Here is a 20,917-nt window from a genome sequence, read left to right on the forward strand (position 1 = left end):
GTTACTGCTGCTGCCAGCCAAGCGTGATGTACGCGCCGCGCCGCGGCGTGTTGTACGTGTAGGCGAGTTCATAGTCCTTGTCGAAGAGATTCTGTATCTGCGCAGCGACATACCATGCCTTCGTGATGCGATAGCGCGCGGACAGATTCACGATGCCATAACCGGCGAGCGGCGTGCCGCCATCGACGCGCTCGCCACTCAGAATCCATTCTCCGCCCACGCGCCAGCTGCCGATATTGCGGTTCGCGGCAAACGAAGCGAAGTGACGCGCGCGCCGGTTCAGATCGGTATGCGTGTCTTCGTCGACGGGATTCTGGAACGTCACGGCCGCGCGCACATCCGTCCTGCCGACATGTCCCGCCCACGATCCTTCGATGCCCTGCACCTTCGCATGGCCGACATTCTCTGCAACGTAGATGCCGGGCGTCGTCTGCACGTAGTCGATCAGGTTCGTATAGCGCGTCTCGAACGCGGTGAGCTTCATCAGGCCCAGCGCATCCGACGCGTACTGCAAGGCCGCCTCTATGGAATGACTGCGCTCCGGCTGGATCAGCGGATTGCCGCTGAACGGGTAGTACAAGTCGTTGAAGCTCGGCGCGCGAAACGCATCGGACCAGCTTGCAGTCGCCTTCCAGTGCTCGTCGAAGTCGTAGCCATAGCCCAGATAGTAACTGTTGGCCCCGCCGAAATCCGAGTACTGGTCGCGCCGCACATTCGCCTGAATCTGGTTGTTGCCCAGGCGCCCCGAGTAGCCCGCGAACACCGAGTTCACGTGGCGATCGGGCGCCGTGTACTGGTTCGAGTCGAGCGTCTGGTCCAGATGCTCATAGCCGATCCGCAGGTTGTGATCGCGCGCAAACGTAAAATCGTTCTGCCACGTGTACTGACGGTTGTCCGAATCGTAGCGGTACAGATAGTCGCCGTTGAGGGCCGTGTTGCTGCGATCGTTGCCCGTCGCGGCGATGAAGTGCGTCGTCCACCAATCGGTGAGTTTGCCGTTCGCGAACGCGGACGCCGTCTGCACCTTGCTGTGCAGATTGTTCAGATCGGTGGGCAGGCCGAACGGATTGTCGAAGCTGTCGTTGCCGTTCGACTGGAAATAGCGCAGGCCCACGTCCCATCGCTCGTCGAACCTGTGACGCAGCGACGCGCTCACGCTCTCGTTGAAGTAGCCGTTTGCGTTCGGATTGACGGGCGCGAGCGCGGGATCGATCGACGAGAAGCCATCCGTCTTCGCGCGCGCAAGCGTGACGCTGAAGGTGGTCTTGCCGTCCTTGTCGAGCGCGCCGTCCACGCCCGCCGCCTGCCGCTGTGTGTGATAGCTGCCGTACTCGACCTCGAAGTGAAAGCGCGGCGGATGATTGCCGCCGTCCTTCGTGAACACCTGCACGACGCCGCCGATCGCGCCCGAGCCATACAACGCCGACACATTGCCGTTGACCACTTCGACATGATCGATCTGGTCGAGCGGGATCTGTTCGAGCTGCGCGCTGCCCTGGCTCACCGAATCGACGCGCACGCCGTCGATCAGCACGAGCGATTGCGTCGCCGACGCGCCGCGCAGAAAGAGACTCGACGTCGAGCCGGGACCGCCGTTGCGCACGATCTGCGCGCCGGGCGCGAGCTGAAGCAGCCCGGGCAGATCGCGCGCGGTCGTATCGGCGATGTCCTGCGCGTCGAACAGCGTGGTCTGCGGAATGGCATCGGCGAGACGTTGGGCGCCGCGCTCCGCAGTGACCACGATGGGCGAGAGCGTCGGCGCATCGGGGCCTGCGTCCGTCGAGATGGTCGCGGCAGAGGGCTTTGCGGAAGGCATTCCGGCGCCGCTTTCCGATCGATCCGTCGTCGTGGCGGAGGGGTCCGCGTGATGAACTGCAATCTGCGCTTGGGGCTGCGTTTTGGGCTGCGTTTGCGGCTGTGCCTCAGTCTGCGCGCAAGCGGCGGACGGCGCATATGAAAGTGCGTATGCAAGGACGGCAAGCGCGGCGTACGGCGCGCGCGCAACGCGCGGGAACAGCGGGGTGAGCATCGAAAGAATCCTGTGGGCCTATGCGCGGCCCGCTCCTCGTGGGCCGATGCCTGTCCAAGGGGCGACGCGCCCCTTGCCTCTGGCCGGTATCCGGGCTGACGACTTGCCGACCCGCCTTCCCGCGCGCAAGCGCGCAGTGGCTTCTCGCACGGCGTTCGAACACACAGAGGGTTCGACGCGTGCATGGGTCGACCTGCACGAACTGCGGTCGTTGTACCGTTGCGAGGACAGCGCAGGTTGGCTCGCCCGGAGAGGACTTCGCTCCCTGCTTCCCGTTTAACTGCGCGCGGCGCGATACCGCGCGCGGGCACCAGAGCGCCGCAAGTGTAGAAGTGGTGAGCAAACGCGTCAAGAAACGCGGCACGTCGTACGAATGCCCAAAGGGGGCTGTTAAAAAAGCCCCTTTTTAAGGGGTAAAAATGCGTTAAATGCGGATGGACACCTGGATAATGCAGCTTTAACGCGTTACTGTTACGTCTCGAAACGAGACAAATGTCCGAGCGTGCGACATTCCGCGCTAGAATGCCATGTCTTTAGAGGACGCAGCACATGCTCACCGAACTCGAAACACTGTCACAGAACATCGGCCGGCTGATCGAGATCAGCCAGCGCTATAACGAGGCGCGCATCGCGCTAGAAGAAAAGCTCGCGCAAGCGCGTGCCGAATGCGAATCCACCCGCGCAGAACTCGAACAGGCCCGTGAAGAACGCAACGCACTGCAGGCGGAGCGCGATGCGCTGTCCGCGAAGATCGACGACGCCCAGGTGCGTCTGAACGCGATCCTCGAGAAGCTGCCGCGCGCGCGCGGTCACAACGAGCCCGACAATCAACTCGATCTCCTCGCGCCCGAACAGCAGGCGCAGGCCAATCACGACGCGAACAACGACGAGACTCGCCAGGGAGAAAATGCATGAGCACGAAGCAGATCGAAGTGTCGATTCTCGGCCAGTCCTATCGTCTCGCCTGCTCGCCGGAAACGGAGACGGCGCTGCTCGAAGCGGTGGCGCGCGTCGACGCCGAGATGACGAAGATCCGTGCCAACAGCAACGTGCGCGGCCAGGACCGTATCGCCGTGATGGCGGCACTGTCGCTGGCATCGGAACTGCTTAGGCTGCAAGCCAGCGTACGTCACGGAGAATCGTTTCCCGCCGAGGAAATCCGGCGTACAATGCACCAGATGAACGAGCAGTTGGGCACGGTTATTCAACAGTACAACGTGCAGTAAATGAATCGTGATGGGCTTGATTGATCGGCAATCAGGCCCATGTTGTAGAGCAAACGTTTTTCAGCTTCCCTGCCTGGTTCGCCAAGGTCATATATTCCTTGAACCAATGCTATGTGCACGGTTGCGGAAATTTGTAGCACGGGCGTGCGCGTCACTCAGTCTGATGTACCCGAAGTGCTGCTAACTGCGACCAATTCTGAACCTCAGGTTCAGGATGCCGGCCTAGCGGCTATGGCGGGGACCCAATGAACGGCATCGGACTTTGTCCGGTGCCGTTTTTCTTTGCGCGCTTGCCTGTGCGAGAACCGATCGGCAAACCCTTCCCTCTTCTTCACGTTCAATCGACTCATGCGCTACTGGCTGATGAAGTCCGAACCGGACGAAGCAAGCATCGACGATCTCGCTAACGCGCCTCAGCGCACGCTGCCATGGACGGGCGTCCGCAACTATCAGGCACGCAATTTCATGCGCGACATCATGAAGATCGGCGACGGCGTGCTCTTCTATCACTCGAGCTGCCCGGAGCCCGGCATTGCGGGCATCGCCGAAGTGTCGTCGACGCCTTATCCCGATCCGACCCAGTTCGATCCGAAGAGCGACTACTACGACGCGAAATCGACGCAGGAAACGCCGCGCTGGACGCTCGTCGACGTCGTGTTCAAGAAGAAAATCAGGCTGATCCCGCTTGCCGAATTGCGCGAGCATCCCGAACTCGCCGACATGCGCGTGCTCGCGAAGGGCAACCGTCTGTCGATCACGCCCGTCACCGAAGCCGAGTGGGCGTTCATCACGAAGCAGCTCGCGAAGCAAGCCGCATAAGGCCCAAAGGACATGAGGCCGACGGGTCTGCGTTCGCGCGGCATCGGTCGCACACTCGCATTCGAAGCGACGCTCGAATGAACTCGGGGAACCAGTTGGCCTTTTCAAACGCCTAATCGCCCGCAAACGCCATGCCACGCGCGAGCGTCGAAAGACCGATCGACGTGAGCCGCGTCGTCGATGCATGCGCGCACAACCTGCTCAACGAAGGAGTCGAACAATGACGAAAAAATCCGCGCTCGTGTGGGCGCTCGCGGGCGCATGCGCGGCGCCTGTTGCACTTGCGCTCGCGCCCGCCGCCGCAAACGCGCAAACCGTTGTGCAGCAGTATCAGCCCGCGGGTGTCCTGTCGCTGAACGCGCAGGCAAGCGCCGAAGTGCCGCAGGACGTCGTCGATATCACGCTGTTCTACGAACAGGAAGCGAGCGATCCGTCGTCGTTGACGGGCACGCTGAACCAGCACGCCGACCAGGCGCTGCAAAAAGCCAAGGGCGTCGCGGGCGTGACGGCGCGCACGGGGGCGTTCTCGATCTATCCGTCGACGGACCGCGACGGGCGCATCTCCGCATGGCGCGGCCGCACGGAGATCGTGCTCGAATCGCACGACTTCGCGGCGGCGTCGAAGCTCGCGGGGCAACTGTCGTCGATCATGCAGGTCGGCAACGTGCAGTTCTCGCTGTCGCCGGAATCGCAGCGCGCCGCCGAGCAAAAGCTGACGGGTCAGGCAATCGCGTCGTTCAGGCAGCAGGCCACGGCCGCCGCGCAGGCGTTCGGCTACAGCGGCTATTCGATCCGCGAAGTGAACGTCGGCCACGGCGGCGTGCCGCCGCGCCCTGTGATGATGATGAGCATGCGCTCCGATGGCAACAGCGCGAAGGCCGCCGCGCCCGTGCCCGTCGAAGGCGGCACGTCGACGGTAACGGTCAACGTGTCGGGATCGGTGCAGATGAAGTAACTCGCACCACCGTCAGTTGCCAACTGGTACGAGCAAAGGAAAACGCCACGGCATGCCGTGGCGTTTCGTTTTTCATATCCGCTAGAGCCAGAACGTCCGCGACGTGACGTGACGCTCAGCTCGCGTTGACGGTTTGCGCAGCCTCGCGGCCGTTGCGCCGATACGCCCACACCAGCATCAGGATGCCCACGATGATCATCGGCAGCGACAGCCATTGGCCCATCGACAGACCGAGCGCGAGCAAGCCGAGGAAGTCGTCTGGCTCGCGCGCGAACTCGATCGTGAAGCGCGCGAGACCATAGCCGATCAGAAACACCGCCGACGCCGCGCCCACGGGACGTGGCTTGCGCGTGAAGAACCACAGCACGAGGAACAGCACGACGCCTTCGAGCGCGATCTCATATAGCTGCGACGGATGGCGCGGCAGCATGTGATATTGCGCGAACACATCGGCGAGATGCCATTGCGCGGCCTGTGCCGGATGCGCGGCGATCCAGCCCGCGTCTTCGTTCGCGGCGCCCGGGAACAGCATCGCCCACGGTGCATCCGGCGACGTCACGCGGCCCCACAGTTCGCCGTTGATGAAGTTGCCGAGACGCCCCGCCGCGAGACCCGTCGGCACCATCGGCGCGACGAAGTCCGTCACCTGCAGCCACGTGCGCTTGCGTTGCCACGCGAACAGCACCATCGCGAGCGTCACGCCGAGAAAGCCGCCGTGAAAAGACATGCCGCCTTCCCAGACCTTGAAGATATCGAGGGGATGCGCGAAGTACCAGCTTGCCTTGTAGAACAGCACATAGCCGAGACGTCCGCCGAGGATCGTGCCGAGCACGCCGTAGAACAGCATGTCGTCGATATCCTTCGGAGTCCAGCCTTGCGCGGCGACATGCGGCAGACGCAGCCGCAGGCGGCCCACGACGATCGCCATGACGAAGGCGACCAGATACATCAGGCCGTACCAGCGGACAGCCAGCGGCCCCAGATGGATGGCGATGGGGTCGAAATTCGGGTGGATATGCATCGTATCGTTATAGGGGTTCGTCGTTATTCAAGCGCATTGGACGCGCGTGGAGATAAAGGGTTCGCAGTGCGTTCGCGATGTCAGCCGCTAGCGCATCGGCACGTGCCGGCCGCTAGCCGGCGAGTACATCGGCATGCGCGCGCACGATGTCGATGAAACCGGCCAGCACGGGGCTCACCTCAGCCGTGCGCCACACGAGCCCCGTGACGACGGCAGGCACCGATTCGCGCAGCGGACGATACACCACGCCCGTGCGCCGCAGGTTACGCAACGATTGCGGCACCAGTGCGACGCCCATCCCCGCCGACACGAGGCTTACGATCGTCTGCATCTGGATTGCTTCCTGGCCGATGCGTGGCGTGAGACCGGCCGCGCCGTAGCAATCCATAATGATGTCATAAAAGCCTGGCGCAAGACGCCTTGGGAAAACGACGAGCGGCGCGTCGCCCGCTTGCGCGAGGCTCAGCGGCCGGTCGCGCCATTCAGCGGCACTCTGTGCGTCGCCCTCGATGCGCGCCGCCATCTCCGTCGACATCGCGATCACGAGCGGCTCGCGCGCGAGTGGCAGCCACGACAGCTGCGCCGCGTAGCGCGGCGGCAGCGGCCCGATCACGAGACCCGCGTCGATGCGCGCCGCCGCCAGTTCGTCGATCTGCACATCGCTCGTCGCTTCGAGCAGTTCGAGCCGCACGCGCGGATGCCGCGCGCCGAACTCGCGCAAGAGCGGAGGCAAGAGCCCGTAGTCGGCCGTCGACACGAACGCCAGCGACAGCACGCCCGCCTCGCCGCGCGCGAGACTCTGCGCGAGCGGCCGCAGCCCTTCCGCGGCCGCGAGCAAGCGCCTAACCTCGCGCAGCAAGTCCGCGCCAACTTGCGTCAGCTCGACGGAGCGCTTCGTGCGCGCGAACAGCTCGACGCCCAGCGTATCCTCGAGCGCGCGGATGGCCTGCGACAGCGGCGGCTGCGTCATCGACAGCCTCGCGGCCGCGCGCCCGAAGTGCTTTTCTTCGGCGACGGTCACGAAATAGCGCAACTGGCGGAGATCGGGAATCGCGGGCAGGCTCATTGATACATTTTACGACCTAATCGGCGCTGAATAATATATTGGACATTCGTTTTCAGAAACTGCATTCTTGCGCGACGCGCCCGACCTAGACTTAAGAACCCGCGCCCGCCCGGCGATTTGCCATTTGCCATTTGCCATTTGCCATTTGCCATTTGCCATTTGCCATTTGCCATTTGCCATTTGCCATTTGCCATTTGCCATTTGCCATTTGCCGCGGGGCCGCGAGCAAGCCAACGGGCGCACGGATCAAAACAACTGGATGGAGCTCCCCATGCCGTACAACCGTCGTTCGAAGAACATCACGCAAGGCGTCGCGCGTTCGCCGAACCGTTCGATGTATTACGCACTCGGCTATCAGAAGGACGACTTCGACAAGCCGATGATCGGCGTCGCCAACGGCCACTCGACGATCACGCCGTGCAACGCCGGCCTGCAACGCCTCACGGATGCCGCCGTCGAAGCCGTCAGGCGCTCCGACGCGAACCCGCAGACCTTTGGCACGCCGACCATTTCGGACGGCATGTCGATGGGCACGGAAGGCATGAAGTACTCGCTCGTGTCACGCGAAGTGATCGCCGACTGTATCGAGACCTGCGTGCAGGGCCAGTGGATGGACGGCGTGGTCGTGATCGGCGGCTGCGACAAGAACATGCCGGGCGGCATGATCGGCCTCGCCCGGATGAACGTCCCCGGCATCTACGTATATGGCGGGACGATCAAGCCGGGCAACTGGAAGGGCACCGACCTCACCATCGTGTCGTCGTTCGAAGCCGTCGGCGAATTCACGGCGGGCCGCATGTCGCAGGACGATTTCGAAGGGGTCGAAAAGAACGCTTGCCCGACCACGGGCTCGTGCGGCGGCATGTACACGGCCAACACGATGAGCTCGTCGTTCGAGGCGCTCGGCATGTCGCTGCTGTACTCGTCGACAATGGCGAACCCGGATCAGGAGAAAGTGGATTCGGCGGCCGAATCGGCGCGCGTGCTCGTCGAAGCCGTCAAGAAGGACCTCAAGCCGCGCGACATCATCACGAAGAAATCGATTGAAAACGCCGTCGCGCTGATCATGGCGACGGGCGGCTCGACCAACGCCGTGCTGCACTACCTCGCAATTGCGCACGCCGCGGAAGTCGAGTGGACGATCGAGGACTTCGAACGCATGCGCAAGAAAGTGCCCGTGATCTGCGACCTGAAGCCGTCGGGCAAGTACGTCGCAACCGATCTGCACAAGGCAGGCGGCATCCCGCAAGTGCTGAAGCTCCTGCTCGACGCGGGCCTGCTGCACGGCGACTGCATGACGATCACAGGCAAGACGATCGCCGAAGAACTGAAGGACGTGCCGGCCAAGCCGCGCGCGGACCAGAACGTGATCTACCCGATCGACAAGGCGCTCTACAGCGAAGGCCACCTCGCGATCCTGAAGGGCAACCTCGCGGAAGACGGCGCCGTCGCGAAGATCACCGGCCTGAAGAACCCCGTCATCACGGGCCCGGCGCGCGTGTTCGACGACGAGCAGAGCGCGATGGAAGCGATCCTCGCCGACAAGATCAAGGCCGGCGACGTCGTCGTGCTGCGCTATCTCGGCCCGCAAGGCGGTCCGGGCATGCCAGAAATGCTCGCGCCGACTTCCGCGATCATCGGCAAGGGTCTGGGTGAATCCGTCGGCCTCGTCACCGATGGCCGCTTCTCGGGCGGCACGTGGGGCATGGTCGTGGGTCACGTCGCGCCGGAAGCGTTTGTCGGCGGCACGATTGCGCTCGTGCAGGAAGGCGACTCGATTACGATCGACGCGCACAAGCTGCTGCTGCAACTGAACGTCGACGATGCGGAACTCGCTCGCCGCCGCGCAGCATGGAAGCAGCCCGCGCCGCGCTACACGCGTGGCGTGCTGGCCAAGTTCGCGGCGCTCGCGAAGCCGGCGAACAAGGGCGCCGTCACGGGCTGACGCGCCAGCGCCGATCGCGTCACTGACGCCGCAAGCGCTGCCTTCGCTGACGCAACGCAGCGACGCCGGATCGCCGTGAACGAACTCAGCGCGATGTTTCGATGAACGAAGGGGCACACGGATCGCCGTGTGCCCCTTTGCTTTTATAATGCGTCCACCACAGGCCGGGCCCAGTCGCCGGCGGAGACCATAATGAAATCGAAGTCGTATGCGGCAGTCTTGCTGGCAGGCGCTTTGACCCTCGCCGGCGCGGCGCGCGCGGAATCGGCCACAGGCCTCGCGCTCGCGCAGAAGGAGAACTGCATGAGTTGCCATTCGGTGACGCGGCCGTTCATGGGACCGGCGCTGCACGATGTCGCCGCCCGGTACGCGTCGCGCAGCGATGCCTCGCATTACCTCGCACGCAAGATCCTCGAAGGCAGCGCGGGCGTCTGGGGCGCCGTGCCGATGCCCGCGAACACGCAGGTCACGCCCGACGAAGCGGCGTCGCTTGCAAGCTGGATCATGACGCTCAAATAACGCACGGGCGCCGGGTACGGCCTTGCGGATCGCGCGCCGTCGCGTCGAAGGCGCGCGGCTTAAAGCTCCAAATGCCGCTTACTTGCCGTCCGCGCTGTTGCCGAGTTCTTCGCGGATCGCTTCGCGCACCCACCTCAGCATTTCCGTTTCGAGCGCGAGCGCCACTTCGCGCGTGATCTGGTTGACGAGCCACGTCGTGTGATCCTGGAACGCGTCGCGGCAGCGCGCTTCGATCAGGTTGCGCCCCTCGCCTTTCAGATAGGTCGCGAAGCGTGCGCGCAAGCGTTCGGCGAGCACGTCCGCGTCGTATTCGGGCGTGTCGGCGGATTCGTGGATGCGCTCGGTCGGCGCGTGCGCTGCACCGAGGTCAGGCGGCGCGACATAGCGTTCAGCCGCCGATCCCGATGTGAACTCCGCTTCGCCCGGCACGAACTGCGCGGGCTCGCGCGCGGGCGCAAGCGCTTCTTCGTGCGCGGCTTGCGGCGCATGCGCCGTCATTCCTTCGAGTTCGGGATGCATCGCCGGCTCGCCCGGCAGATCATCCAGCGCAGGCTCGTAGACGGAATCGAGCACGGGCACATCGTCGTCTTCTTGCGCGGACGGCTCGTGAGGCGTTTCATGTGCCGCTTCATGCGGTTCTCGATGAGCGTCGTCGCCATGCGCCGCTTCGTGCCGCCGCGCATGCGAAGTATCGTGGCCATGCCCATGCCGCTTCGAGCGCTTCGTCTTCGCATGGGGATCGTGGCCCGTGACCATCACATCGGTCAGAACGGGAATATCTTGATCGGAAGAGTCGGAAGATTGGGACACGAAAGCCTCCCTTTAAAGATCGGACGATGCGGTTCCGCGCGAATCGGACAAGACCGCGCATCGAGCGGACATGAACCGTCAGACGCCCTGCTTGTAGTTGTTTAGAGCATAGCCGCGATCGCGATAGAAGCGGTAGCGCTCCCGGCCCGCGGCCAGTTCGTCGGGCTCGTTGCCGACGATTTCCAGCAGGCGTTCGAAGCGCGCGAACTGCGGCGGCACCGTCGCGCTCAGGTTCAACAGTATCTGATGATGGGGTACGTCGTCGAGCGACGACGTCAGCACGACGGGCGTTTGCGCCGCGAGCGGACTCGCCGCCATGCAGTGCGGCACGAAGTCGAGCGGAGAGAAAGTCCAGAGCTGCTCGTCGAAGGCGCGCAGCCGTGGCGGCTCGGCCAGCACGATCAGCGGCTGGCCGGCCTGATACGCCTTGCGCACGAGACGGCACGCATAGAGCAGCGAATCGCCGACGTTCGAATGAAAGTCGATGCGGGTCATCGGCGAGCCTGCTTCATTGCTTCGTGCGCGCGGGGACTGCGATGCGTCATTGTGCGGCGCGGTCGATCAGGAACTGCGACAGCAACGGCACGGGACGGCCCGTTGCGCCCTTCGCCGCGCCGCTCTTCCATGCGGTGCCCGCGATGTCGAGGTGGGCCCACGGATAGGCGTCCGTGAAGCGCGACAGGAAGCACGCCGCCGTCACGCTGCCCGCCGGACGTCCGCCGATGTTGGCGATGTCCGCGAAATTCGACTTCAACTGTTCCTGATACTCGTCGTCGAGGGGCAGACGCCATGCCGGGTCGCCCGCTTCCTTCGACGCGTCGAGCAGTTCGCCCGCCAGCACGTCGTCCTTCGAGAAGAGGCCGCTGTTGTGATGGCCGAGCGCGATGATGCACGCGCCCGTCAGCGTCGCGATGTCGATCACGGCGGCCGGCTTGAAACGCTCCGCATAGGTGAGCGCGTCGCACAGGATCAGACGCCCTTCAGCGTCCGTGTTCAGCACTTCAATCGTCAGCCCCTTCATGCTGGTGACGATGTCGCCCGGCTTCGTCGCGTTGCCTGCGGGCATGTTCTCGCAGGTCGGAATGATGCCGACGACGTTCAGCTTCAGGCCCATTTCGGCGACGGCGCGCAGCGTGCCGAGCACCGAGCCCGCGCCGCACATGTCGTACTTCATCTCGTCCATGCTGTCGCCGGGTTTCAGCGAGATGCCGCCCGTGTCGAACGTGATGCCCTTGCCGACCAGCACGACGGGCGCGGCCTTCGCGGAGCCGCCCTGATACTGGAGGACGATGAATTGCGCCGGCTCGATGGAGCCTTTCGTGACCGACAGGAACGAGCCCATCTTCAGCGCTTCAAGCTGCTTCTGGGCAAGCACCTCGACCTTCAGCTTCCAGTCTTTCGCGAGCTTCTTCGCGGCGTTCGCCAGATAGGTCGGCGTGCAGACGTTGCCCGGCAGGTTGCCGAGGTCCTTCGTCAGGTCCATGCCGTTCGCGAGCGCGACGCCCTGCTTTGCGGCGACCTTCGCGAGCTTTTCATCGGCGCCGTCGACGCTGAACACGATGCGCTTCAACGCGCGTGCGCCGTTGTCCGGCTTGCTCTTCATCTGCGTGAACTTGTAGGTCAGCTCGCGCAGCGCGACGATCGCGGCGCGCACGGCCCAGTCCGACGAGCGCTCCTTGACGGGCGCCTGGGCCAGCGTGAACGTGACCTGCGCGACCTTGGTGCCGAGGATTGCGCGCCATGCCGCGCGCACGGCGTCACCGTAGGCTTTCTGCGTGAAGGCATCCTGCTTGCCGAGGCCGACCAGCAGCACGCGCGACGCGCCGATGCCCTGCACTTCATGCAGGAACACCGTGCTGCCGATCTTGCCGTCCATGTCGCCGGCCTTGACGATGCGCGTGAGCAGCCCCTTGGTGGCCGCGTCGATTTCCAGCGCTGCGCCCGACAGCGTCTGCGACTCGAACACGCCGATCACGACGCAATCCGATTTCCCGGTAAGGAATCCGTTGGTCGAGCCTTTGCTCCAATCACAGGCTTTTATGCTAAAGTCCATCGCGCTTGTCCTCGGATAAAATCTGGGCTTAGGATGAAAGCCGCAATTATCCGCTATTTTTCCCGCGGCGGCTGCACGGAAGGCGTGATGGGGCCCAACCCCGCCGTCCACCGGGGCGCGCCCTCTCCTCATCAACCATGATTTTTGAACGCTCCCTCCAGCGCGAACTGGCGTACACGGCTGGTGCCGTGTTCATGGTCCTGCTCACGCTGGTTCTGACGACGATGATGATCCGCATCGTCGGCTTCGCGGCATCGGGTGAAATCGATCCGCGCGACGTGCTCGTGCTGATCGGCCTCACGGTCATCGGCTATCTCGCGATCATGCTGGTCGCGACGCTGTTCGTGTCGATCCTGTTCGTGCTCACGCGCTGGTACAAGGATTCCGAAATGGTCGTGTGGCTCGCGTCGGGCGTGAGCCTCACGCGCTTCATCAAGCCGGTCGGACTGTTCGCGACGCCCATCATCATTCTGATTGCGTTCTTCGTGTTCGTCGGCTGGCCGTGGTCGAACCAGCAGAGCAAGCTGATCCGCGCGCGCTTCCAGCAGCGCGACGAAGTCTCGCTGCTCGCGCCGGGCCAGTTCCGCGAATCGGCTACGAGCCACCGTGTGTTCTTCATCGAGAAGATGTCGCCCGACCAGGGTCACGTCGAGAACGTGTTCGTCACGAGCACGGAGAACGGCAAGTTGAACGTGGTCGTATCGAAGAACGGCCACACGGAAACGCAAAAGAACGGCGACCGCTTCGTCGTGCTCGAAAACGGCCGCCGCTACGACGGCGAGCCGGGCCATCCCGACTTCCGCATCATGGAGTTCGAGCGATACGGCGTGAAGATCCAGAGCCAGCCAGTCGTCAGCACGCCGACCACGACGGGCACGCCCACACTCGATCTGTTCCGCGACCCGACGCGCCAGAATCTCGCCGAATTCGCATGGCGCGCGGGATTGCCGCTGATCGCGATCAACCTGATGCTGCTCGCCATTCCGCTTGCACACCAGAACCCGCGCCGCAGCCGCACGATCAATCTCGTGATGGCCGTGCTGATCTATCTGACGTATTCGAATCTGCTGAACGTCGTGCAATCGTGGATCGAGCAGGGCAAGATGTCGTTTGGCGTCGGCCTCGTGGGCCTGCATATCGTCGTCGCGCTGGTCGTCGCGTTCATCTTCTGGCTGCGGGTGCGCAACCGGCCGTTGTTCACGCGGGCGATGTTCAGCCGGGTTGCAAACACACCGGCGCAGGGAGCGTGACCGATGCGCATCTATGAAAAGTACTTCGCGCGGCAGGTCTACCTCACGTTCATCTTCATCCTGTTCGCGTTCTCCGGTCTGTTCTTCTTCTTCGACCTGATCAACGAACTGAACTCGGTCGGCCACGGCAACTACAAGTTCCAGTACGCGGTGCTGCGCGTCGCGTTGCAGACGCCGTCGCGCTTCTACGAAATCATTCCCGTCGCCGCGCTGATCAGCGCGATCTATGTGTTCGCGCAAATGGCGGCGAATTCCGAATACACGATTTTCCGCGTGTCGGGTCTCGCGACGAACCGGGCGCTGCGCTCGCTGCTGAAGATCGGCATTCCGCTCGTGATCCTCACATACATCATCGGCGAAGTGGTCGGCCCGTACACTGACCAGTTGTCGGAGCGCGTGCGCCTGGAGGCATTGGGCTCGTCGGTGTCGAGCAACTTCCAGTCGGGCGTCTGGGTGAAGGACACGCTGACGTCGCGCGCCGACGGCGAACAGGTGACGCGCTTCGTCAACGTCGGCCAGTTGCAGCCCGATGCGACGATCACGAACGTGCGCATCTACGAGTTCGATTCGAAGTTCCGGCTGTCGAACGTGCGCATCGCGAAGTCGGGCAAGTATCAGCCGCCTGGACATTGGGCGCTGACGGACGTCACCGATACGCAACTGATCGACGTCGCGCCCGACGCGGGCAAGCCCGCCGATGCGTTGAATCCTGTCTATCGCGCGAAGCAGGTGACGCTGCCCGAATACTCGTTGCGCTCGGAACTGACACCGCAGATTCTGTCGGTGCTGCTGGTCGCACCGGAGCGGATGTCGATGTTCAATCTGTTCCGCTACATCCAGCATCTGACCGAGAACCACCAGGACACGCAACGATACGAGATCGCGTTGTGGCGCAAGCTGCTGTATCCGTTCGCGGTGTTCGTGATGCTGGTGCTGTCGTTGCCCTTTGCCTACTTGCACACGCGTGCAGGCGTAGTGGGCATGAAGGTATTCGGCGGGATCATGCTGGGGATGAGCTTTCAGCTCTTCAACACGCTGTTCTCGCACATCGGTAATCTGAACACCTGGCCGGCGCCTTTGACGGCTGCGACGCCGGCGCTGTTGTACCTCGTGCTTGGGCTCGTTGGGCTCAAGTGGGTCGATCGGCACTAGCTGCTTTTTTACGGACGCTCCGGCTATGGGATCGCATGGCATTGTGCTGTTTGCGCATGGCGCGAGAGACGCCCGCTGGGCCGAGCCGTTCGAGCGTCTTGCTAACCGCTTGCGCGAGTTGCGCGGCGCCGATGCAGGGCCCGTTTCGCTCGCATTCCTCGAATTGATGACGCCGGATCTGCCGTCCGCCGTCGCCGATCAGGCGTCTGTGGGGGCGTCTGTCGTGACCGTCGTGCCAGTCTTCTTCGGCCAGGGCGGGCATATCCGGCGCGACCTGCCTCTTATCCTCGATCAGTGCCGCGCGGCCAATCCCAATGTCGAGATCCGCTGCTCCGTTGCCGTTGGCGAGGATGCCGATGTGATCGAGGCTATCGCCGGTTATTGCCTGCGGCAGGCTTCTTCCTGACTGGCTTTACGCCACGGACAAGAAGCACGCTTCACTTCATCACGTCGAACACGATCCGCGCAGCCTCATCGACGACCTCGTCCTGGGGCTGCGTTTCCTTCGGCGTTACGCCAGTGCAATAGACGGCGACGACGAAAGCCGCCGCAGGCGAATACACAACGGCGACATCATTGGCCGTGCCGTAATCGCCGCTCCCCGTCTTGTCGGCCACGGGCCAGCCCGTAGAACGGACGGCCGCCCGGATGCGTCTATCGCCCGTCGTATTGCCCAGCAGCCACGTCTTCAACTTTTCGCGCTGCGGCGGTTCGAGCACATCGTTCGACAGCAAAATCTTCTGCATATCGTGCATCATTGCGCGCGGCGTCGTGGTATCGCGCATGTCGCCTGGCACGGCATCATTCAGCTCCGGCTCCCGTCGCACGAGATCGAACCACGTGTCACCGATCGAGCGTGCAAACTCGTTCAACACTTCCGGCCCGCCCAGCGCGTTCAACAGCAGGTTGGCCGCTGTGTTGTCGCTGTACTGGAGCGCTGCGGCGCAGATGTCGCCCATCGACATGCCCTCGCTGACGTGCCGCTTCGTCACCGGCGAATTCGCGACGAGATCCGTCTCGCCATAACGCATGTGCGTATCGAGTAGAGCGCGCTCGGCGATGCTGCGCTTCAGGATCGCGGCGACGGCCAGCAGCTTGAACGTGCTGCACATCGGAAAGCGCTCCGACTCGCGATAGCCGACGTACGACCCATCGGCCGTATTGAGCGCGGCGACGCCGAGGCGTCCGCCGCTCCTCGCTTCCAGTTGCTCGAAGCGCTCATGCGCGGCCAGGTTGATCGCGACTGACGAAGCGGGCTGCGCGCGCACGCCGATCACAGGGCCGGCCGCAAACGCAATCAGCAACGCACGACGCAACGAAGAATGGGACATGAGGCAGTGGTGAATGCAGAGCGAAAGCGAATGTTATCGCAACGCACGTGCCTGCCCTCACGTGTCGGCTCGGCTGTCCGATAACGACGAACGCAAAGCGACGAATCCAAAGCGACGAACCCAAAGACAATCGGCCGCATTCGCTCGCGCGAATGCGGCCGAAAATTGAAACCAGCAGAAGCTGTCGCGCTACGCGACCCGCAGCACGGGCTCGCCTGACGCGGCAGAAGACGAATCGTCCGCGTGCGGCTCGCTCTTCAGCACGCGCTCGGCGAACGCATCGCCGATCATCAGCAGCGAAGGCTGCGCGGGATCGAGCCACAGTTGCGCATCGCCTGCCGCGAGTCCTTCGAGCGTCAGCGTCAACGTCCGCTCGCGCGGCGTCGAGCAGGCCTCGACGATCGCCACGGGCGTCGAGCCCGCGCGGCCCGCATCGATCAACTGTTGCGCGATCTCGGGCGCGCTGTCGCGGCCCATGTAGAAAACCAGCGAATCGGCGTTCACCTGCTCGCGAATCTCGGCGGAATCCGCCGCGCGGCTGTGCGTCGCCAGCGCGACGCTGCGCGCTACGCCACGCAGCGTCAGCGAACGGCGCAGCGATGCCGCGCTCGCCAGCGCCGCCGTGATGCCCGGCACGACTTCGTATTCGATGCCCGCTGCTTCGAGCGCGCGCATCTCTTCATCGGCGCGGCCGAAGAGCATCGGATCGCCGCCCTTCAAGCGCACGACGACGTCATGCTCGCGCGCCGCATCGACGATCTGCTTGTTGATGAAGTGCTGCGCCGTCGAGCGCTTGCCGCAGCGCTTGCCCACCGCGATCTTGCGTGCTTTCGGCGCGTAGTCGAGCATCGCCGGCTCGACGAGCGCATCGTGCAGCACGACATCGGCAACGGCCAGCAGCCGCGCGCCGCGAACCGTGATCAGGTCCGCCGCGCCAGGCCCCGCGCCGATCAGATAAACCTTGCCCATTTGCTGCTCCGTTCCGCTTCGTTGCCTGCTATGTTGCCCCGCTTCGTTCGGTCACGCAGAGACGGAACGAATCATGCCGGCCGCCACCGTATGATGCGTCGCTTCGTCGATCAGCACGAACGCGCCCGTGCCCGGATGCGTGTCGTACTCGTCGGCGACGATCGGCTTTTGCAGCGTCAGCGACACGCGGCCGATGTCGTTCATCGTCAGCTCGTGGCGGTCCGTCGCGTGCGACAGCGTATGCACATCCAGCACCTGCTTGATGCCGCCGACGCGCGCGAACACCGTGTTCGTCGTCTGCTTCAGCAGATACTTGCGCGCCGTCGACAGCGGCGCGTCGTCGAACCAGCACAGGTCCGCCTCGAGCTTCTTCGCCGGCTGAACCGTCGCGGACGCGTGCACGAACGTATCGCCGCGCGACACGTCGACGTCTTGCGTGAGGCGGATCGTCACCGTCTGGCCCGCGAACGCGCGGTCCACTTGCGCCGTGCCGCCCGGCACGGGCGCGATGATTTCAGCCACAGTTGCCTGGCGGTTCGCCGGCAACACGACGATCGAATCGCCGAGCTTCACTTCGCCCGATTCGACGCGGCCCATGTAGCCGCGGAAGTCGTCGGCCTGGCTGCCGTCCTGGCGCGCGACCCATTGCACCGGGAAACGCAGTGCGTCGTGCGTCGCCGTATCAACGGGCAGCGCTTCGAGCACGTCGAGCAGCGGCTCACCCGCGTACCACGGCATGCGCTCGCTCGCCGTCACGATGTTGTCGCCCTTCAGCGCCGACACGGGCACGAAGCGCACGTCGGAGAGGCCGAGCTGGCGCGCGAGCACGACATACGCGTCGCGGATCTCGTTGAAACGCGATTCGCTGTAGTCGACGAGGTCCATCTTGTTGATCGCGACGATCACGTGCTGAAGCCCCAGCAGCTTGACGATCGCGCTGTGGCGCTTGGTCTGCGGCAACAGTTGCGCGACGCCGTTCTCGAACGTGACGCGCGTCGCGTCGACGAGAATGATCGCGGCATGCGCCGTCGATGCGCCCGTCACCATGTTGCGCGTGTACTGCTCGTGGCCCGGCGTGTCGGCGATGATGAACTTGCGCTTCGCGGTCGCGAAGTAGCGATACGCGACGTCGATCGTGATGCCCTGCTCGCGCTCGGCTTCGAGGCCGTCCGTCAGCAGCGACAGATCGATTTCGTCGCCGACGGTGCGCTTGTTCTTCGCGCGCGACAGCGCGGACAGCTGATCCGACAGCACAGCCTTGCTGTCGTAAAGCAGGCGCCCGATCAGCGTGCTCTTGCCGTCGTCGACGCTGCCTGCCGTGATGAAACGAAGCACGCCGAGGTCTTCAGGTTGGTGAATGCTCATGGTTGTGTCGCCCTCGTGTGCTTAGAAATAACCTTGCTTCTTGCGCTGTTCCATCGCGGCTTCCGACGTCTGGTCGTCCATGCGCGTCGCGCCGCGTTCCGTGATCTCCGTCACGGCCGTTTCGGCGATGATCTTTTCCACATCGTCCGCATCGCTTTCGACGGGGCACGTGCAGCTGATGTCGCCCACCGTGCGGAAGCGCACCAGCGCTTCTTCGCTCGACTCGCCTTCGCGGATCGGCGTGAGCGGCGTCACGGGCACGAGCAGGCCGTTGCGGCGCACGATCTCGCGCTTGTGCGCGTAATAGATGGACGGCAGTTCGAGGTTCTCGCGGGCAATGTATTGCCACACGTCCAGCTCCGTCCAGTTCGAGATCGGGAACACGCGCAGGTGCTCGCCCTGATGCAAGCGCGCGTTATACAGGCTCCACAGCTCGGGGCGCTGCGCCTTCGGGTCCCATTGGCCGAACTCGTCGCGGAACGAGAAGATGCGCTCTTTCGCGCGCGCCTTTTCTTCGTCGCGGCGCGCGCCGCCGATCATCGCCGTATAGCCGTATTGCTCGATGGTTTCGAGCAGCGTGACGGCTTGCGCGGCGTTACGCGAATCCGTTTCGCGGCGCAGGCGCACGGTACCGCGCTTGATCGAATCTTCGACGTGGCCGACCACGAGTTCCGCGCCGATCTCTTTCGCGCGGCGGTCGCGGAAGTCGATCACTTCGTCGTAGTTGTGCCCCGTGTCGATGTGCACGAGCGGGAACGGCAGTTGCGTCTTGCGGTTCGCGCCGAGGCCGAACGCCTTCAACGCGAGCGCCAGCACGACGACGGAATCCTTGCCGCCCGAGAACAGCAGTGCAGGCTTGCTGCATTCGGCGACCAGTTCGCGCAGGATGTGAATCGACTCTGCTTCGAGCCAGTCGAGGTGATCCATCCGGTTCGCCGTGACGGGCAGCGGTGCGTTGACAGTGGAATCGAGCGTCGTGCTCATTTTCTGGTCCTTCATTGGTTCGTGTCGCATGTTCGGGTGCTCACCAGATGCGTGCGGCACGTAGGGATTCAATCGAAAACCGGCAATCGGCGGCGCACGGCGTTTGGACATCTTCCGCCGGCGCCTGCGCAGCTCACATCACATCAGGCCGAGGCGTTCTCCGAGACGACCGTGACAGGGATCGTCGTGATGTGCAGCCCGCATTCCTTCGTATCGCGCGACTCCCACCACCAGCGCCCTGCCCGGCTGTCTTCGCCGGGACGCACGGCCCGCGTACATGGCTCGCAGCCGATGCTCGGATAGCCGCGCGCATGCAGCGGGTTCACGGGCACGTCGAAGGCCTTCAGGTAGGCCCACACATCGGCTTCCGTCCAGTCTGCGAGCGGGTTGTACTTGGCGATGTTGCGCGCGCCGTCGTGCTCTTCCTCGTGCAGCTCCGCGCGCGTGACCGACTGCTCGCGGCGCTGACCCGTCACCCATGCGCCGACCTCGGCCAGGGCGCGATTGAGCGGCTCGACCTTGCGGATCTCGCAGCAGCGCTTGCGCAGATCGATGCTCTCGTAGAACGCGTTTACACCGTGCTGCGCGACATAATCGTCGACGGCGGCCGCTTGCGGATGGAACTGCTCGATGTCGTAGCCGTAGCGCTCGCGCACGCGGTCGATCATGCCGAGTGTTTCCGCATGCAGCCGGCCCGTGTTCAGCGAGAAGATGCCGATCTTCACGCCGCGCGACAGGATCGCGTGCGTGAGCAGCATGTCTTCCGCCGCGAGACTACTCGCGAGCTTGACCTTCTCGTGGCGCAGCGCGATCGAATCGAGCAGCGCATCGAGACGTTCGATCTTCGCCTCGAGCTCGGGCGTGAGGTCCGTTGCGCTCGTCATACGGTGGCCTTTTGCGTAGCAGCCGCTTCGCGACGGCGAAAGAGCGGCGAAGGATCGTCGAATGCGCCTTGATACTGGACGGTGAATTCGGTGAACGCCTTCAGCGCGTCGTGGATATCTTTGTCCGCGCGCAGCGCATACGCGTTGAAGCCGCAGCGCTCGTAAAAGCGCAACTGGTCGCGCAGCACGTCGCCGATCGCGCGAATCTCGCCTTTGTAGCCATGGCGCTCGCGCAACAGACGCGCAATGCTGTAGCCGCGCCCGTCGCGGAACACCGGGAAGTCGACGGCGATCAGGCCAATCTTGTCGAAGTCGCCAACGATGTCGGCGGGCTCGCTGTCGGGCGCGAGCCACACGCCGATCTGGTCAGCGCTGCGCGAAGCCGTCAGTTCGTCACGCGCGCTCTGCCACAACGCGAAAGGAACGATCACCTTGCCGGCGGGCAATGCGCTCACTGCGGGCAGCGTCCCGTCCTCGGCTGCGCGGACAACCGTGAAGTCGTCGTTGACGATCGTGCGGTCCTTGATAATCGATGCCAT

The 20,917-nt window shown here is 63.9% G+C and carries 22 protein-coding genes, 1 other RNA gene and 1 riboswitch; of the genes, 10 read left to right on the forward strand and 13 right to left on the reverse strand.

The features are described from left to right. Position 1 precedes the first annotated feature (1 nt). On the reverse strand, positions 2 to 2,029 hold the full coding sequence (locus AB4Y32_RS04595) for a TonB-dependent receptor domain-containing protein (protein WP_368720186.1): 2,028 nt from the start codon (positions 2,027 to 2,029) through the stop codon (positions 2 to 4). Positions 2,030 to 2,093: 64 nt separating this feature from the next. Next, positions 2,094 to 2,359, reverse strand: a riboswitch (cobalamin riboswitch). 219 nt (positions 2,360 to 2,578) lie between these two features. On the opposite strand from AB4Y32_RS04595, the gene AB4Y32_RS04600 reads away from it, so the two are divergent. From AB4Y32_RS04600 to AB4Y32_RS04620, 5 genes are all read left to right on the forward strand, one after another. Continuing rightward, a complete protein-coding gene (locus tag AB4Y32_RS04600) occupies positions 2,579 to 2,944 on the forward strand; it encodes an ATPase (protein ID WP_368720187.1) in 366 nt (121 codons plus the stop codon). Beyond that, positions 2,941 to 3,255 (forward strand): cell division protein ZapA, encoded by a 315-nt coding sequence (locus AB4Y32_RS04605; protein WP_368720188.1) that lies wholly within the window; start codon positions 2,941 to 2,943, stop codon positions 3,253 to 3,255. Before AB4Y32_RS04600 ends, AB4Y32_RS04605 begins: the two co-directional genes overlap by 4 nt. Positions 3,256 to 3,318: 63 nt before the next feature. Then, a non-coding RNA gene (ssrS, locus tag AB4Y32_RS04610) (6S RNA) lies at positions 3,319 to 3,500 on the forward strand. Positions 3,501 to 3,603: 103 nt separating this feature from the next. Then, positions 3,604 to 4,074, forward strand: coding sequence for an EVE domain-containing protein (locus AB4Y32_RS04615; protein WP_368720189.1), 471 nt, complete (start codon positions 3,604 to 3,606; stop codon positions 4,072 to 4,074). 220 nt (positions 4,075 to 4,294) lie between these two features. Next, entirely contained in the window at positions 4,295 to 5,029 is a 735-nt protein-coding gene (locus tag AB4Y32_RS04620) for an SIMPL domain-containing protein (RefSeq protein ID WP_368720190.1), read from the forward strand. A gap of 115 nt (positions 5,030 to 5,144) precedes the next feature. Here AB4Y32_RS04620 and lgt read toward each other — a convergent pair whose 3' ends face one another. The 3 genes from lgt to AB4Y32_RS04635 form a co-directional block, all read right to left on the reverse strand. After that, complete coding sequence (gene lgt, locus AB4Y32_RS04625; protein ID WP_368720191.1) at positions 5,145 to 6,050, reverse strand: prolipoprotein diacylglyceryl transferase; 906 nt, start codon at positions 6,048 to 6,050, stop codon at positions 5,145 to 5,147. Between the two features lie 112 nt (positions 6,051 to 6,162). Further along, positions 6,163 to 7,116, reverse strand: a complete 954-nt coding sequence (locus AB4Y32_RS04630) for a LysR family transcriptional regulator (protein ID WP_368720192.1) — start codon at positions 7,114 to 7,116, stop codon at positions 6,163 to 6,165. Then, a complete protein-coding gene (locus AB4Y32_RS04635) occupies positions 7,113 to 7,310 on the reverse strand; it encodes a hypothetical protein (protein ID WP_368720193.1) in 198 nt (65 codons plus the stop codon). The genes AB4Y32_RS04630 and AB4Y32_RS04635 overlap by 4 nt, the downstream gene beginning before the upstream one ends. A 77-nt stretch (positions 7,311 to 7,387) precedes the next feature. On the opposite strand from AB4Y32_RS04635, the gene ilvD reads away from it, so the two are divergent. Together ilvD and AB4Y32_RS04645 are read left to right on the forward strand one after the other, a co-directional pair. Beyond that, complete coding sequence (gene ilvD / locus AB4Y32_RS04640; protein WP_368720194.1) at positions 7,388 to 9,061, forward strand: dihydroxy-acid dehydratase; 1,674 nt, start codon at positions 7,388 to 7,390, stop codon at positions 9,059 to 9,061. Positions 9,062 to 9,253: 192 nt separating this feature from the next. Then, on the forward strand, positions 9,254 to 9,580 hold the full coding sequence (locus tag AB4Y32_RS04645; protein WP_368720195.1) for a c-type cytochrome: 327 nt from the start codon (positions 9,254 to 9,256) through the stop codon (positions 9,578 to 9,580). 78 nt (positions 9,581 to 9,658) lie between these two features. Here the strand turns inward: AB4Y32_RS04645 and AB4Y32_RS04650 are convergent, their stop codons facing one another. The 3 genes from AB4Y32_RS04650 to AB4Y32_RS04660 all read right to left on the reverse strand — a co-directional run bounded on the left by AB4Y32_RS04650 (position 9,659) and on the right by AB4Y32_RS04660 (position 12,443). Beyond that, complete coding sequence (locus AB4Y32_RS04650; RefSeq protein ID WP_368720196.1) at positions 9,659 to 10,390, reverse strand: DUF2486 family protein; 732 nt, start codon at positions 10,388 to 10,390, stop codon at positions 9,659 to 9,661. Positions 10,391 to 10,468: 78 nt separating this feature from the next. Beyond that, positions 10,469 to 10,885, reverse strand: coding sequence for a DNA polymerase III subunit chi (locus AB4Y32_RS04655; protein ID WP_368720197.1), 417 nt, complete (start codon positions 10,883 to 10,885; stop codon positions 10,469 to 10,471). 46 nt (positions 10,886 to 10,931) lie between these two features. After that, positions 10,932 to 12,443, reverse strand: a complete 1,512-nt coding sequence (locus AB4Y32_RS04660; protein WP_368720198.1) for a leucyl aminopeptidase — start codon at positions 12,441 to 12,443, stop codon at positions 10,932 to 10,934. Positions 12,444 to 12,580: 137 nt separating this feature from the next. Between AB4Y32_RS04660 and lptF the strand changes: the two genes are divergently transcribed. From lptF to AB4Y32_RS04675, 3 genes are read left to right on the forward strand one after another with little or no spacing between them, the layout of a single operon-like run. Further along, positions 12,581 to 13,693: an LPS export ABC transporter permease LptF gene (gene lptF / locus AB4Y32_RS04665; protein ID WP_368720199.1), complete on the forward strand. Its 1,113-nt coding sequence runs from the start codon at positions 12,581 to 12,583 to the stop codon at positions 13,691 to 13,693. Positions 13,694 to 13,696: 3 nt separating this feature from the next. Beyond that, complete coding sequence (gene lptG, locus AB4Y32_RS04670) at positions 13,697 to 14,845, forward strand: LPS export ABC transporter permease LptG (protein ID WP_368720200.1); 1,149 nt, start codon at positions 13,697 to 13,699, stop codon at positions 14,843 to 14,845. Positions 14,846 to 14,870: 25 nt separating this feature from the next. Next, positions 14,871 to 15,251: a sirohydrochlorin chelatase gene (locus tag AB4Y32_RS04675; RefSeq protein WP_368720201.1), complete on the forward strand. Its 381-nt coding sequence runs from the start codon at positions 14,871 to 14,873 to the stop codon at positions 15,249 to 15,251. A 31-nt stretch (positions 15,252 to 15,282) separates the two neighbouring features. On the opposite strand, the gene bla is transcribed toward AB4Y32_RS04675, so the two are convergent. From bla to AB4Y32_RS04705, 6 genes are all read right to left on the reverse strand, one after another. Continuing rightward, the gene (bla, locus tag AB4Y32_RS04680) at positions 15,283 to 16,176 is read right to left on the reverse strand and encodes a class A beta-lactamase (protein WP_368720202.1); all 894 of its coding nucleotides are present in this window, start codon (positions 16,174 to 16,176) and stop codon (positions 15,283 to 15,285) included. Positions 16,177 to 16,365: 189 nt separating this feature from the next. Further along, positions 16,366 to 17,145 (reverse strand): uroporphyrinogen-III C-methyltransferase, encoded by a 780-nt coding sequence (cobA, locus tag AB4Y32_RS04685; RefSeq protein WP_368720203.1) that lies wholly within the window; start codon positions 17,143 to 17,145, stop codon positions 16,366 to 16,368. 51 nt (positions 17,146 to 17,196) lie between these two features. Beyond that, a complete protein-coding gene (locus AB4Y32_RS04690) occupies positions 17,197 to 18,510 on the reverse strand; it encodes a sulfate adenylyltransferase subunit 1 (RefSeq protein ID WP_368720204.1) in 1,314 nt (437 codons plus the stop codon). A gap of 21 nt (positions 18,511 to 18,531) precedes the next feature. Beyond that, positions 18,532 to 19,494: a sulfate adenylyltransferase subunit CysD gene (gene cysD / locus AB4Y32_RS04695; protein ID WP_368720205.1), complete on the reverse strand. Its 963-nt coding sequence runs from the start codon at positions 19,492 to 19,494 to the stop codon at positions 18,532 to 18,534. Positions 19,495 to 19,637: 143 nt separating this feature from the next. Beyond that, positions 19,638 to 20,378 carry a phosphoadenylyl-sulfate reductase gene (locus AB4Y32_RS04700; RefSeq protein WP_368720206.1) on the reverse strand — a complete coding sequence of 247 codons (741 nt, stop codon included), beginning with the start codon at positions 20,376 to 20,378 and terminating at the stop codon, positions 19,638 to 19,640. Next, positions 20,375 to 20,917: a DUF934 domain-containing protein gene (locus AB4Y32_RS04705; protein WP_368720207.1), complete on the reverse strand. Its 543-nt coding sequence runs from the start codon at positions 20,915 to 20,917 to the stop codon at positions 20,375 to 20,377. The genes AB4Y32_RS04700 and AB4Y32_RS04705 overlap by 4 nt, the downstream gene beginning before the upstream one ends.

The organism is Paraburkholderia phymatum, from assembly GCF_040965635.1.
GTDB lineage: Bacteria > Pseudomonadota > Gammaproteobacteria > Burkholderiales > Burkholderiaceae > Paraburkholderia > Paraburkholderia phymatum_B.

Bases quoted from the DNA above. Each gene is read 5' to 3' on its own strand.
- AB4Y32_RS04635 (WP_368720193.1), bottom strand. From the start codon at position 7,310: ATGGCAAATGGCAAATGGCAAATGGCAAATGGCAAATGGCAAATGGCA.
- bla (WP_368720202.1), bottom strand. From the start codon at position 16,176: ATGTCCCATTCTTCGTTGCGTCGTGCGTTGCTGATTGCGTTTGCGGCC.
- AB4Y32_RS04620 (WP_368720190.1), top strand. From the start codon at position 4,295: ATGACGAAAAAATCCGCGCTCGTGTGGGCGCTCGCGGGCGCATGCGCG.
- AB4Y32_RS04630 (WP_368720192.1), bottom strand. From the start codon at position 7,116: ATGAGCCTGCCCGCGATTCCCGATCTCCGCCAGTTGCGCTATTTCGTG.
- ilvD (WP_368720194.1), top strand. From the start codon at position 7,388: ATGCCGTACAACCGTCGTTCGAAGAACATCACGCAAGGCGTCGCGCGT.
- AB4Y32_RS04655 (WP_368720197.1), bottom strand. From the start codon at position 10,885: ATGACCCGCATCGACTTTCATTCGAACGTCGGCGATTCGCTGCTCTAT.
- AB4Y32_RS04600 (WP_368720187.1), top strand. From the start codon at position 2,579: ATGCTCACCGAACTCGAAACACTGTCACAGAACATCGGCCGGCTGATC.
- AB4Y32_RS04645 (WP_368720195.1), top strand. From the start codon at position 9,254: ATGAAATCGAAGTCGTATGCGGCAGTCTTGCTGGCAGGCGCTTTGACC.
- AB4Y32_RS04615 (WP_368720189.1), top strand. From the start codon at position 3,604: ATGCGCTACTGGCTGATGAAGTCCGAACCGGACGAAGCAAGCATCGAC.
- AB4Y32_RS04700 (WP_368720206.1), bottom strand. From the start codon at position 20,378: ATGACGAGCGCAACGGACCTCACGCCCGAGCTCGAGGCGAAGATCGAA.
- AB4Y32_RS04660 (WP_368720198.1), bottom strand. From the start codon at position 12,443: ATGGACTTTAGCATAAAAGCCTGTGATTGGAGCAAAGGCTCGACCAAC.
- AB4Y32_RS04605 (WP_368720188.1), top strand. From the start codon at position 2,941: ATGAGCACGAAGCAGATCGAAGTGTCGATTCTCGGCCAGTCCTATCGT.
- cysD (WP_368720205.1), bottom strand. From the start codon at position 19,494: ATGAGCACGACGCTCGATTCCACTGTCAACGCACCGCTGCCCGTCACG.
- AB4Y32_RS04705 (WP_368720207.1), bottom strand. From the start codon at position 20,917: ATGGCATCGATTATCAAGGACCGCACGATCGTCAACGACGACTTCACG.
- cobA (WP_368720203.1), bottom strand. From the start codon at position 17,145: ATGGGCAAGGTTTATCTGATCGGCGCGGGGCCTGGCGCGGCGGACCTG.
- AB4Y32_RS04690 (WP_368720204.1), bottom strand. From the start codon at position 18,510: ATGAGCATTCACCAACCTGAAGACCTCGGCGTGCTTCGTTTCATCACG.
- AB4Y32_RS04675 (WP_368720201.1), top strand. From the start codon at position 14,871: ATGGGATCGCATGGCATTGTGCTGTTTGCGCATGGCGCGAGAGACGCC.
- lgt (WP_368720191.1), bottom strand. From the start codon at position 6,050: ATGCATATCCACCCGAATTTCGACCCCATCGCCATCCATCTGGGGCCG.
- AB4Y32_RS04595 (WP_368720186.1), bottom strand. From the start codon at position 2,029: ATGCTCACCCCGCTGTTCCCGCGCGTTGCGCGCGCGCCGTACGCCGCG.
- lptF (WP_368720199.1), top strand. From the start codon at position 12,581: ATGATTTTTGAACGCTCCCTCCAGCGCGAACTGGCGTACACGGCTGGT.
- lptG (WP_368720200.1), top strand. From the start codon at position 13,697: ATGCGCATCTATGAAAAGTACTTCGCGCGGCAGGTCTACCTCACGTTC.